We start from the raw sequence: 12,035 nt of genomic DNA on the forward strand, positions 1-12,035 counted from the left end.
ATCGCGCGCAAATACTAGGAATATTTTCATAATACTACTCGCCGGCACAGCTCTTCTCGGGATCGTCTCGCAGGCGAGGGCTCAGAATGTCATGTCCCTGCAGGCCGCCCCGCAACCGGACGTCGCCGCGCCGGCCCTCGAGCACGGAGCGCCAGCCTTGTCCGGAGCGGCCACATCCGGCACACCTCCGTGCGCTGGCCGAAGGGACCGCCCGGGCGGATCCTCCGCAATATCAATCCGCAGATCCAGCCAGCGGTGACACAGCCGGGTCCGGCGCGTCCCGTCCCGGTCGGACCGCTCGCACCGATCGGTGCCGCCGCCGAGGCCGCGGATATCAATCTACACCTGCTGTCCATTGACGCCTACTACAACAACTTCGACATGGGCGTGATCAAGGGAATCAGCGCTTAGAGCGCCTAACGGAACGGCACTGAGCGTTGTTTTCAGCGTTGTTTTGGCATGGCCAGACCGCTTCTCCCCGATGATCTCTGGGACGAGATCGCTCCGCTGCTCCCGCCGCCTCGGCCCCATCCGAAGGGCGGGCGTCGTCCGATCGAGAACCGGGCCGCCTTGACGGGCATCCTGTTCGTGCTGCGCTCGGGGCTGCCGTGGGAGATGCTGCCGGCCGAGATGGGCTGCGGCTCCGGCATGAGTTGCTGGCGGCGGCTGCGGGATTGGCAGGCGGCGGGCGTGTGGAGCCGCCTGCCTCACGTGCTCTTGGAGCGCTTGCACGCAGCGGGTGAGATCGACTGGAACCGGGCTTGCATGGACAGCGCGTCTGTCCCAGCTAAACGTATGGCCGGCCCCGTCCGCAAGTGGCTCTGGATTCCTTGATCTGAGCAGTCTGCATAAACGTATCCGGCCTTCCGGCGCTGCCGTTGGCCAAGATGGAGATCCGCGCGTTCTGATCCTCATGAAGGGGTCGGCGTCGAGCGCCATTTTAGCGGAGAGGCTTTCAGAGCACCGGTCGACTGTCAGGCCATCTTCCTTTCACCGCCCGCAGACTTCGGAAGGCCGTCGCACGTTGCGTCAGCCGAACTTGGATCATGCAGCCATAGGCGCCGCGTCGTAGCCCCGCCCGTGACGCAGGAGCGCCCAGACCATCCGGGCCAGCTTGGCTGCCAAGGCCACGACCGCCGTGTTGACGTGCGACTGCGCCAGTAGGCTGCGCAGCCATTGCCCGAGATGGGTGTCACTCCGCCGCAACGAGGGCAGCGCCGCGCGTGCCCCCTGGACCAGCGTCTTGCGCAGATACCGGCTGCCGCGCTTGGTGATGCCAACGAGCCTGGGCTTCCCGCCTGTCGTGACCTAACGCGGTACAAGGCCGAGGCAGGCAGCCAGATCCAGATCGCGGCCGCGCGCGAAGGCGGTCACGTCGCCGATGGCCGCCACCAGGGCGGTGGCATTGAGTGCGCCGATCCCCGGGATCGTCGTCAACCGACGTGTGTTCTCGTCCGAGCGCGCTTGCTCGGCGAACTCCGCGTCGAGCGCGGCGATGCGGCGGTCGAGGTCCTACCAGCGCTCGCGCACCTCGGCCACGAGAGCCCGCATGCGCGGCGTCAACGATGCACCCAGCTCCGTGTCGAGTAACTCGGCCAGGCAGGCAGCGAGCTTGGCGCGACCTTGCGCTGCGACGGTGCCGCGCTCCAGCAGGATGGAGCGGATCTGGTTGGTGAGCGCCGTGCGTTCGCCGACGAGTTGGTCACGGACCCGGTGCAGGGTCTGCACGTCCAGCTGCGCTTCCGACTTGAGCGCAACGAACCGCATCGTTGAGCGCGTGGCCGCTTCGGCGATGGCTTCAGCGTCGCGATCGTCGTTCTTATGCGCCTTGACGTAGGGGCGCACGTACTCGGGTGACATCAGCCGGACGGTATGGCCTTGCGCGGCGAGCATCCGCCCCATGTGATGCGCGCCACAGCATGCCTCCATGGCGACAATGCAGGCCGGAAGCATCGCGGAAAAGGTCAGCACCGTCACGCGCCGCATCCGACGCCGCAGGACGACCCGACCGGTCGCATCCTGCCCGACCACACTGCACCTGTTCTTGCCCAGATCGATCCCGAGTATCGCGATGGCCATCGGTTTGCTCCATCTCTCGTGTGAGCCACACTGCAAACCTAGCGGCGCAGCCCGGTGAGGGGCGGACCATCCATAAAGGCGGCCTGCCACCGTCCCGAACCCGGCGGACCGGGGCAAGCCGGGCACGAAGCGCTGCTTCGTCACCGACGCGCGCGGCACGCCGCTCGGCTTCCACCTATGCGGGGCCAAACGGCACGACAGCGTCATGGTGGCGGAGGCGCTCGATGCCATCCCGCCCCTGCGCAACGGTCGGCGCAGGCGACCGCGACGCCGTCCGGACAAGCTGCACGCCGACAAGGCCTACGATGCCAGATTCCGCCGCCAGGAGTGCCAGGCACGGGGGATCGTCCCGCGGCATCGCGCGTCGGGGCATCGAGAGCAGCGAGACACTCGGTCGTCACCGTTGGGTCGTGGAGCGCACCCACGCCTGGTTCAACCAAGTCCGGCGATTGCCCATCCGCTACGAGCGACGTGCAGACATCTACGAGGCCTTCACCAGACTTGCAGCCAGCCTTATCACCCTCAACCAGCGCAAACGGTTTTGTTAGGCGCTTTAAGCTGCCGCCGGATACGGTGGAGAGGTGCGTCACCCGCTCCATTGCACCTTCAGCAGCTAGCCGCCGAAAGACGCCTAGGGCGTCTCTGCAAAGTCATGTGAGCCAGAGCATGGTCATGCCGAGGGTGACCATGGCGAGGTAGTTGGCTGCTCGTTTTTCATAGCGGGTGGCGATGCGGCGATATTGCTTGAGCCGGCCGATCAGCCGCTCGACCTTGTTGCGCTCCCGGTAAGCGGCCTTGTCGAAGTCGGGCTGACGCGGCTGATCCTTGCGGGTCGGGATGACCGGCTCGATCCGGCGCCGCCTGAGGCGGCGACGGGCCGGCGGGCTGGAGTAGCCTCGGTCCCCGGCCGTTCGGCGTGGCCGCAGACGCGGGCGGCCTCGGCCGGAGCGTGGCACCGCCCCCTTGTCCATCAGCGCGTCCAAGGCGAATTGCTCGTGGCGCTCGCCGGCCGTCAGCACCGCCGCGATCGGCTTGCCGCCGCCTTCGGCGCGCAGATGCAGCTTGGTCGAGAACCCGCCCTGGCTGCGCCCGAGTGCTTCCCCGACGCCTTCGACCGTCGCCTCACCCCCCGATGGCGCCGGACCGGCGCGCACCGGCGGCGTGCTGGTGGGCGCGCACCACTGTGGCGTCCACGAAGTGCAGGTCCCAGTCGAGGTCGCCCCGGGCATCCACCTGCGCCTGCAAGCGCCGCAGCACCCGGTCGAACACGCCGGCCTGCCGCCAGCGGTAGAACCGGCTCGACACGGTCCCGACAGGACCATAGCGGGCCGGCAGATCCGCCCACGGCGCACCTGTGCGCAGGATCCAGAGCATCCCATTCAGGACCTTGCGGTGATCCTCCGCTGGTCGGCCCGTGCGCGGCTTCTGCGGAGGCAGCAGCGGGGCGATCTGCTCCCACGGCGCATCGGTCAATTCGTAGCGTCGCATCCCGCCCAGATGGGGGCGGTCACCCAACCTGTGAACCCTTTGCAGAGCCGCCCTAGACGATCAACGCAAGGCCGATACGCGCGGCAGCCGGTGACTGTGGGTTTCTGAAGCCGCTGGAGGTGCGTGTCAGCGGATCCGCGTCTTTGGGAGAGGCTGGCAGTTTTGGCACTCGGCCCGGATCTTCCGGATTTCAGCGGGTGCGAGAGGCACGCTGGTTGCCGTTGGCACTGCCGCTAAGTTTGTCCAAACCGCATCGTGGAGATGAGCGGTCGTCTCAATTAGCTATTCAGGATAATAGGCTGAAAACTTTGCCCAATCGCTACCGCCTGCGGCGGTCTTGGAAATACATCCATTCAGGGCAGAGCAAGAAATTTGCGCTCTTATTCGCATGACGGTCGGATGACGGTTTCGGCTGCGCACACCTGTGACCCCGCAGGGCCTGTTATGTAGCATTAAAACAGTCCGACTATTGAAAATGTGCTTTAATGGCTCAGTCCTCGGGTGGAGCTGGGCGGGGCACCCCGGGGGTGCCATCGGACCCCGTTGGATCGCATATGTACCCGGTTCATCCGAATGAGGTCAGGCGTCTTGAGGCTTTGCATGATCTCAGCGTCTTCGGCTCATCCGCTGAGCCGCAGTTCGATGCGCTCTGCCAGACGGCGCAAGCGATGTTCGGAGTTCCGATCGCTCTCGTCAGCATAATCGGCGACCGGGAGCAGTGGTTCAAGGGTCGATGCGGCCTGGACACGCCCAGCACCCCGCGCGAGGTCTCCTTCTGTAACTATACGATCCTTTCCGACGCGGTGATGGTGGTCGGGGACGCCACGCGTGATGAGCGGTTTGCCGCAAATCCGCTGGTCACAGGCGAACCACACATCCGCTTCTATGCCGGCGCGCCGCTCGTGCTCGCCCCAGGCATCCACCTCGGCGCCTTGTGCATCATTGACCGGGTGCCGCGTACGTTCTCGGCCGAGCAACAGGGGCAGCTTCGGACCTTGGCGCAGATCGCCGTCACCTTGCTGCGCATGAGCAGGGCCGAGCGCGAGGCTCATGAGAGCGCCGCCCTGTACCGGCTGCTGGCTGACAATGCCACTGATGTGATCGTCCGCTGCGACCTCGACGGTACGCGTCGCTACGTGTCGCCTGCAGCAAAACGGCTGCTCGGCTTCGAGCCGGAGGAACTCGTCGACACGAAGCCGATCGACTCCGTCCATCCGCAGGACGCCAGAGCCTTCGCACGCCTGCTTAAATAGGTGGGATGCGGTACACGCTCAAGCAAGCCGTCAGCCAGCAACGGTACCGCTGCAAGGATGGCGCGTGGGTCTGGGTCGAGGTCTCGTTCAATCTCACCACCGACCCGGCGACGGGGGCGTCGGACGGCTACGTCGCCGTGATCCGAGACATCTCTCGGCGCAAGGAGGCCGAGCGGCAGGTGGCGCATATGGCGCGTCACGACCCGCTCACGGGCCTCCCGAACCGGCTCCTCTTCCGCGAGCAGCTTTCGCAGGAGATCGCGCGGGCCAAGCGCGGCGGTGGCTTCGCGCTGTTCTGCCTCGATCTGGGCCCGTTCAAGCTGATCAACGACACCCTCGGCCATCAGACCGGCGACAGCGTGCTGTGCGCGGTGGCGCAGCGGCTGAAAGGCGTCGTGCGCGCCGAGGATATGGTGGCACGCCTTGGGGGCGACGAGTTCGTCATCATCCAGACCGGGAAGGGCTGCGTCGAGGAAGCGGGCGCACTGGCCGAGCGGCTCCTTGCGGCGGTCGCAGCGCCGGTCGATCTCGGCGGCTATCCGGCGCGCATCGGCCTCAGCATCGGAATCGCGCGCGCGCCGGACGATGGGCTCGACCCCGATCGCCTGTTCTGGCTCGCGGATCAGGCGCTCTATCGCGCCAAGGCCGCCGGGCGGGGCGGCTACCACCTCTACGGAACCGAGGAGGTTGGGCCTTCCAGACCCGCGGAAGAGAAAGCCCTCGATCCGACGACGGACCTCCCACGCCCGGATCCGACCGATCACGGGCTGTTCGATGCGCTCTTCTGCGGCCTTCTCCAGAGTAGCACGGACTGTGTGACCCTCGTCGATCCAGGGGGCGACCTCCTGTTCATGAGCGCCGGCGGTCAGGCATTGATGGAGATCGACGACATCCAGCCGCTCTTCGGACAATCGTGGCTCGCGTTCTGGCACGGGGCGGATCACGAAGCGGCTCAGGCCGCGCTCGCGAACGCAAGGGCCGGGCGCAGCGCCAGTTTCCGCGGCTTCTGCCCGACGCCCTCGGGGCAGCCGAAATGGTGGGCGGTCAATCTCAGCCCGCTCGCGGGCGGCCGACACGGCCCCGAGCGCATTCTGGCCGTGTCCCGCGACATCACCGAACAGGTCGCGCTGGACGCCGATCTGCAAACGACGGTGCGGCGCTATCAGGCCCTGATCGAAGCCACCGGGACCATGGTCTGGCGCGCGGACGCCGCTGGCAGCATCATCGAGATCCGTGGCTGGGCGTCATACACGGGTCAGGCCACGGACGCCTATCTCGGCGATGGCTGGCTGAAGGTTGTACACCCGGAGGACCGGAAGACGATCACCGCAACCTGGCAGGCGACCATGGCGACCGGGCAGGCGGGCAGTGCTACCTACCGAATCCGCCATACACAGGACCGGTATCGGTGGGTTCTGGGACGGACCGTGCCGCTGAAGGATGAGACGGGTCGGGTCCGGGAGTGGGTCGGCACGATCACCGACATCCACGAGCGTCACGAGGCCGCTGAGACCATCCGGATTCAGGAGGAGCGGTATCGCCTAGCGGTGCGCGCCACGCAGGACGGCATCTGGGACTGGGACGTGGCGTCGGATGATGTCGCCTGGATCAAGGCGACCGGCGAGGTGCGCACCTACACGGATGATGAGAGCAAGCCGTCCTGGTCGCGCTGGGCGGCTCGGATTCATCCCGAAGACCGCGCGCGCGTGACCGCCAGCTTCGCCGCTTCCGTCGACGGCACGGACGATCGGTGGCAGGCCGAGTACCGCTACCGCAGCGATGTCGAGGGCTACAAGGAGGTGATCGACCAGGCCTTCGTCGTCCGCGACACGCGGGGGCGGCCCGTCCGCATGGTCGGTGCGGTGCGCGACGTGACAGAGCAGCGACGGGCGATCGTCGCGCTGCGCACAAGCGAGGAGCGCCTGCGTCTGGCCCTGCGCGCCGGCCGGATGGTGGCGTGGGAGCGCAACCTCAAGACGGGTCGGATCACCCAAACCGAGAATGCCCTCCACATCCTTGGCCTGGCGGCGGAATTGCGATCGGAGTTCCTGGATCTCGTACACCCGGACGATCGCGCGCAGATGGCGGACTTCATTCGAACCTGCGGCGCACGCGATGAGCGCGAGTTCCGGTACGTCTCACCCGCCGGACGAATGCAATGGCTGCGTTCGTCGGTCGAGCGGGTCGATGCGGATCGGATCGTGGGGATCACCTTCCACATCACGGACCGCAAGCTGGCGCAGGAGAAGCTGTGGCAGACGGCCAATCTCGACGCGCTCACGGGTCTGCCGAACCGGCAACTGTTCCGTGGGCGCGCGGAGGCAGCGCTTACGGCGGCGGAGCGGGACGGCACATGCGTGAGCCTGCTTCTGATCGACCTCGATTATCTCAGGGACGTGAACGACACCCTCGGCCACGACGTCGGCGATGCCGTGATCTGCGAGGTCGCCGATCGCCTGCGGGACGGGCTGCGGCCCTGCGATACGCTCGCAAGGCTCACGGGCGACGAGTTCGCCCTCATTCTCGTCGACCCGCTGCGCCTGCCCAACGCCGTCCAGCATGCGGAAGCGCTGATCGAGCGCCTGCGCCAGCCGTTGCAGATCCGGGACCAGACGCTGACCTGCAAAGCCAGCATCGGCGTGGCGGCCTGCCCGGATCACCACACCGACCTGCGCGAACTTCTCAAGGACGCCGACATCGCGCTGTCCCAGGCCAAGGCGCGGGGCCGGGACCGCGTCGTCGTGTTCTCGGCCGCGATGCGGATCGACGCCCTGCGCCGGCTAAGGATCGCCGCCGAAATGCGCGCCGCCCTCCTAGCTGGGCAGATCGCTCCGTATTATCAGCCAAAGGTCTGCCTCACGACGGGCCGCATCGTCGGCTTCGAGGCGCTGGCCCGCTGGCGGCACCCCGAGAGGGGGCTGCTGACGCCGGGCTATTTCGGTTCGGCCTTTGAGGATCCGGAGCTGTCCACCGCGATCGGCGACAGGATTCTCGAAACGGCGGCGGCCGACATGCGCGTTTGGAACGCGCGCGGCATCGACTTCGGGAGCGTGGCGGTGAACTTCGCCGCGGCCGAGTTCCGCAAGCCCGATCTGGCCGGCATGATCCTTGATGTCCTGAGGCGCTTCGGGGTCCCCGCGACGCAGTTTGAGGTCGAGGTCACCGAGACGGTGTTTCTCGGTGCGGGGGCCGAGACCGTGCCCGCGACGCTGACACGGCTGCACGCCAGTGGGATGAGCATCGCGCTCGATGATTTCGGGACCGGCTTCGCCTCGCTCACGCACCTGAAGCAGTTCCCCGTCGACCACATCAAGGTCGACCAGAGCTTCGTACGCGATCTGGACCGGGACACGGACAACGCGGCGATTGTCGCGGCCGTGATCGGCCTCGGCCGGAACCTCGGGATGAAAGTCACGGCGGAAGGCGTCGAGACGGTGGAGCAGGCGTGGCAACTTGCGGCGATGGGCTGCGATTACGCGCAAGGCTACCTCTATGCCAAGCCCATGGCCGGCGTTCATGTGCCGTCGCTGCTCAAGACTTGGAATCCCGCCGCTTTCGTTGGTCAGCAGCTCTCGAAACGCTCAGCTTGAAGAAGCATCTACGCTACGAGCTACCAGCAGCTTGACCGTTTGAGCTGCTTTCGCAGTTAACATTCAGCCGATCCGCTCTTAAGCATGGAATAAACTGCCGAGTAAGACAGAACTGGATGCAAAGCGGTCAACTGGCTTAACTCGCGCGAAGCTCTGCTTTCTTTAGTCGCCCCTCGAAAGGGGACAGGCTGCAATGGGTGGATTTCCGCAAGTCTGCTTTCGGGTGCCGAGCTGAGAAAGCGGACGCTTGCTTCGGAGACATCGAGAGGTGGGTGGCCACGAGCCGGAAGCCTCTGCCTTCGTCATGACATGGCGACCGAGCTCTTCGCCACGTCTCGGCTGAAGCCCGCGCCGGGATGGCTTGCCTCGAGCATCGGGGCGCTGCCTGGGACAGCTTTTCGCGCAGCGCGCCCTCTGCGTCGCAAGCCTGCGAGGCGGAACGCGAGCACGCGCGCCGATGCGGCCAGCGTGATGTTCGCCAAGACCGACGCGGCGGCCTCCCGCCACGTCGGGATTAACGGCGGCACGGCGGCCGGCCTCGTCGGTAGCTACGACACTGTCGCAGCCCGCATCCTCGCCTTCCACGCGGTCGGCATCGAGCTCTTCATGCTGCAATTCCAGCCGTTCGAGGCCGAGATGCGGCGCTTCGCCGGGCAGGTCATGCCGCGGGTGCGCTGAGGTTCAGGCGCGGGCATGAGCCGATGGTGGGCGGCCATGCCACCAGCATCGGGGCTGCAAAGACTTCCATCGGCAGCGCCCCACTGACGGGACCGCCAAGAAAGGCTCGGGACGAAGGCCCGACAGGCCTTGCCGCTGCCGAATAGGCCTTCTCGATAGCAACTGGTCGACGGAGGGTCGAAGACAGCCGCGAGGGTCGGGCGGGGCAGGCGACGAGCCAGGGCGTCGTGTGAGCCGAGATGATGGCGTCTTATTTATTCGCGAACTTGCAGCGCGATTGTTCGAATAAATCTTGCTTTATCTAATGGCGCCTATCGAAAAGCTGATCAGCTCGGCGAAACTGTGTGTTCCAGATTTCCGGCGTATCGTCGAAATGACATTGACGACGGTCTTGTACTTCATCGACAGCTTGTCGGCGATTGTCTGGTAGGAGTTTCCCTCCTTGATCAGGGTGAGGACTTGCAATTCGCGCTCCGTGAGATTCACGGCGGTCGAGCGGTGGGCGGTGGCGTTGAGCATGGCCACTCGCAGGGCGAGGTCGTGATCGAGGTAGCTTCCGCCGCTGCGCACTTTGTCGAACGCCCTGAGGAATTCCGCAGCCGGCGCATCCTTGAGGACATAGCCGCTCGCCCCGCTTTCCAACGCGCGTGCCACGATGGTGGGATCGTCGTGCATGCTGAAGGCGAGGATCCGGGTCCGGCGCTCCAGATCGCGGATGCGCCGGATCAGGGACAGGCCCGAAACGCCTTGGTCGCCGAAGGTGAGGTCCGCAATCACCATGCCCGGACGTTGCCGATAGAAGGCCCGATAGGCCTCCACGATGGTGGTCGCCTCATGGATCGTGTCGATGCCGACATCCTCCATGAGGGTGCGAAAGCCCCTCAGGATCACTGGGTGATCGTCTGCGATGAGAATGCTCGTCGGCGGCGCCCTCATGGCGTGGTCGCCGGTGCGGCGGGTTGCGCGGCGTAGCGCTCGGTCAGGCGCGCGAGGGTCCGTGCCCTGTCCAATCCTTGCTGTCGGGTGTTGTAGTAGTGCTGGCACAGCTCGCCGTAGAGCTGCTTGCGGTGGGTCGGGGCCGCGGCCCCCTCGAGGCCGTCGAGAAGGTCGGCATAGGTCTCCGGTGCGCCGGCCTCGGCGAGCATCTGCCCGAGTTGCACCGTGCGGTTGGCGATCATGCGGGGATCTTCGATGAAGGTCTCGGCGGCCCGTGCCAGGCTGTGACGCAGGTGGTCGCTGCGCACATGTGCGCCGGCCGCCGGCTGTCCGGGCTCGCGCCGGGCAAGCCAGAGCGCCGGCTCCATGCCGTCGGTGGGCGATAGCCAAGCCGGTACCTCAGCGTCGGACTTCGTCGCCACCACCGTCGCCTCCTGCGCGGGCTCGCCGCCGTCGCAGGCGGCCACGCCCAGGGCCAGCGCAAGGAGCAGGGGCAGGGCCGGTGCAGGAACGGCAGCGTGCCTCATCGGCCGGCTCCGGGGGGAACCGCAAGGCTGCGTGGACCCTCGGGTACGGCGATCCGGTGGGTCTCGCGCAGCGTCGTGAGATCGATGACGGAGACGGAATCGGAGAACCAGTTGGCGACGTAGGCCCGTTGGCCGGCTACCGCCACGCCCTCCGGGTAGCGCCCGACCGGCACGGCGGCCACCGTCGCGCCGCTGACCGCATCGACGACGACCAGGGTTCCGGCCCGCTGGTCGGTGACGAGGATCCGAGCGCCGTCCGGGCTCACGGCCACCCCGTATGGCATGCCGCCCACCGCGAAGGTCGCGACGGTCCGGCGATTGGCGGTGTCGATGACGCTCACGGTGCCGCCACGCACGTTGGCCACGTAGAGCCTGTCGCCGGCCGGGCTCAGCGTCAGCGCGAACGGCGCCTCACCCACAGGAATCGTCGCGACGCGCGCCATCGCGGTGGTGTTGACGACGCTGACCTGCCGGCTTTCCCGGTCGGCTACATACAGCGTGCCTCGGCCGTCGAGGACGAGGGCGGCCGGTTCGCGGCCGACCGGCACCGTCCCCTCCAATTTGCCGCTTTCGGCGGAGAGCCGCATCACCCGGTTGCCGGCCCAGTCGCCGACATAGAGCTGCGCGCCATCGGCCGAGATCGCGATGCCGAAGGGCTGTCCGGGCACTGGATAGGTCCGCCGAATCGACCCGCTGGGTTCATCGACGAGCGTGACCCGGCCCGTATCCGGATGGGTGAGGTAGAGTTGCCCTCCGGGGCCGGCCGCCATCTGGGCCGGGCCGCGCCCGACCGCGAGGGGCGCGCCGCCCGACGTGGATCCAGGCGCCAGAGCGACCAGGGTTCCGGCGCCCTGGCTCGCGACGTAGACGGTCTGCGCTCCGGCCATACAGGGCGCGAGGCCGAGAATCAGGCCGGCCCAGGCGCGTCGTCCGATCACCGGGGCCCCCTTCATGGAGCGGCGTTCCCCTCGACCTTCGCCTTCAAACCCTTCAGACCATCTGCGAAGTAGCGGTTCATGGCAGTGCGGCCGGCCTCGTCGCTGAGGTCCTCCGGCGGCTCGTTGCCGGTATCACCCCGATAGAAGCGGCCGAGCCACTCGACCCGGGAGCCGTCGCCCTCGGGGGACACCGTGAGGGTGGCCGAGTAGGATGAGACCGGAAGCGCCTTCAGGTCGGGATCGGACAGGCGGTAGGAATAGCTCCGCCCGGCGGCATTCATCTCGTCGAGCCCTTCGTTCAGGATGCCACCCGCCCTGAGCGTGACCTTCCGCTGGCCGCCGGATCCGTTGCCGCCGCTGCCCTCGCTCCTGGCGACAGCCGGGTGCCAGGACCCAATGCCCGCGAACTCGCCGACCACCTTCCAGACGGCATCCGGCTTGGCAGCGATGACGATGCTCTGGTCGACTTTCTGCGGCGTCGGGCCGTGGGCGAGGGCCGCCCCGGAGATGAAGATCAGGACGAGGGCGGGAACTCCGAGACGCATC

At 66.9% G+C, this 12,035-nt stretch carries 8 protein-coding genes and 4 pseudogenes; 6 read left to right on the top strand and 6 right to left on the bottom strand.

Annotation, left to right across the window (positions count from 1 at the left end):
• The first annotated feature begins 189 nt into the window (after nt 1-189).
• Nucleotides 190-411, top strand: coding sequence for a hypothetical protein (locus tag AC3WLN_RS06155; RefSeq protein WP_492480177.1), 222 nt, complete (start codon nt 190-192; stop codon nt 409-411).
• Between the two features lie 48 nt (nt 412-459).
• Nucleotides 460-795, top strand: a pseudogene (locus AC3WLN_RS06160) (transposase); the annotation flags it as partial.
• 249 nt (nt 796-1,044) lie between these two features.
• Here AC3WLN_RS06160 and AC3WLN_RS06165 read toward each other — a convergent pair.
• A pseudogene (locus tag AC3WLN_RS06165) lies at nt 1,045-2,079 on the bottom strand (IS110 family RNA-guided transposase).
• A gap of 76 nt (nt 2,080-2,155) precedes the next feature.
• Here AC3WLN_RS06165 and AC3WLN_RS06170 point away from each other — a divergent pair.
• Nucleotides 2,156-2,627: pseudogene (locus tag AC3WLN_RS06170) on the top strand (IS5 family transposase); the annotation flags it as partial.
• A gap of 102 nt (nt 2,628-2,729) precedes the next feature.
• Here the strand turns inward: AC3WLN_RS06170 and AC3WLN_RS06175 are convergent.
• Nucleotides 2,730-3,567, bottom strand: a protein-coding gene (locus AC3WLN_RS06175; protein WP_492480211.1) for an IS5 family transposase whose coding sequence is annotated in 2 segments (ribosomal slippage) — nt 2,730-3,209 and nt 3,211-3,567 — 837 coding nt in all. Because the reading frame shifts where the segments join, the coding sequence is not laid out codon by codon here.
• A 554-nt stretch (nt 3,568-4,121) separates the two neighbouring features.
• Between AC3WLN_RS06175 and AC3WLN_RS06180 the strand changes: the two genes are divergently transcribed.
• The 3 genes and pseudogenes from AC3WLN_RS06180 to AC3WLN_RS06190 all read left to right on the top strand — a co-directional run.
• Nucleotides 4,122-4,820: a GAF domain-containing protein gene (locus AC3WLN_RS06180; protein ID WP_492480178.1), complete on the top strand. Its 699-nt coding sequence runs from the start codon at nt 4,122-4,124 to the stop codon at nt 4,818-4,820.
• Nucleotides 4,821-4,825: 5 nt separating this feature from the next.
• Nucleotides 4,826-8,410, top strand: coding sequence for a sensor domain-containing protein (locus AC3WLN_RS06185; RefSeq protein ID WP_492480179.1), 3,585 nt, complete (start codon nt 4,826-4,828; stop codon nt 8,408-8,410).
• Nucleotides 8,411-8,860: 450 nt separating this feature from the next.
• Nucleotides 8,861-9,088: pseudogene (locus tag AC3WLN_RS06190) on the top strand (LLM class flavin-dependent oxidoreductase); the annotation flags it as partial.
• 297 nt (nt 9,089-9,385) lie between these two features.
• Here the strand turns inward: AC3WLN_RS06190 and AC3WLN_RS06195 are convergent.
• The 4 genes from AC3WLN_RS06195 to AC3WLN_RS06210 are packed head-to-tail and all read right to left on the bottom strand — an operon-like array spanning nt 9,386 to nt 12,034.
• The gene (locus AC3WLN_RS06195; protein ID WP_492480180.1) at nt 9,386-10,024 is read right to left on the bottom strand and encodes a response regulator transcription factor; all 639 of its coding nucleotides are present in this window, start codon (nt 10,022-10,024) and stop codon (nt 9,386-9,388) included.
• Nucleotides 10,021-10,551 carry a hypothetical protein gene (locus AC3WLN_RS06200; RefSeq protein WP_492480181.1) on the bottom strand — a complete coding sequence of 177 codons (531 nt, stop codon included), beginning with the start codon at nt 10,549-10,551 and terminating at the stop codon, nt 10,021-10,023. Before AC3WLN_RS06200 ends, AC3WLN_RS06195 begins: the two co-directional genes overlap by 4 nt.
• Nucleotides 10,548-11,504: a YncE family protein gene (locus AC3WLN_RS06205; RefSeq protein ID WP_492480182.1), complete on the bottom strand. Its 957-nt coding sequence runs from the start codon at nt 11,502-11,504 to the stop codon at nt 10,548-10,550. Before AC3WLN_RS06205 ends, AC3WLN_RS06200 begins: the two co-directional genes overlap by 4 nt.
• On the bottom strand, nt 11,501-12,034 hold the full coding sequence (locus AC3WLN_RS06210) for an SRPBCC family protein (protein WP_492480183.1): 534 nt from the start codon (nt 12,032-12,034) through the stop codon (nt 11,501-11,503). The genes AC3WLN_RS06205 and AC3WLN_RS06210 overlap by 4 nt, the downstream gene beginning before the upstream one ends.
• Nucleotide 12,035: the final 1 nt, after the last annotated feature.

This window comes from Methylobacterium sp. FW306-05-D (assembly GCF_058782155.1).

What these genes read in the sequence shown, in the direction of transcription:
- AC3WLN_RS06180 (WP_492480178.1), top strand. Translation starts at nt 4,122, where the DNA reads ATGTACCCGGTTCATCCGAATGAGGTCAGGCGTCTTGAGGCTTTGCAT.
- AC3WLN_RS06185 (WP_492480179.1), top strand. Translation starts at nt 4,826, where the DNA reads ATGCGGTACACGCTCAAGCAAGCCGTCAGCCAGCAACGGTACCGCTGC.
- AC3WLN_RS06195 (WP_492480180.1), bottom strand. Translation starts at nt 10,024, where the DNA reads ATGAGGGCGCCGCCGACGAGCATTCTCATCGCAGACGATCACCCAGTG.
- AC3WLN_RS06200 (WP_492480181.1), bottom strand. Translation starts at nt 10,551, where the DNA reads ATGAGGCACGCTGCCGTTCCTGCACCGGCCCTGCCCCTGCTCCTTGCG.
- AC3WLN_RS06205 (WP_492480182.1), bottom strand. Translation starts at nt 11,504, where the DNA reads ATGAAGGGGGCCCCGGTGATCGGACGACGCGCCTGGGCCGGCCTGATT.
- AC3WLN_RS06210 (WP_492480183.1), bottom strand. Translation starts at nt 12,034, where the DNA reads ATGCGTCTCGGAGTTCCCGCCCTCGTCCTGATCTTCATCTCCGGGGCG.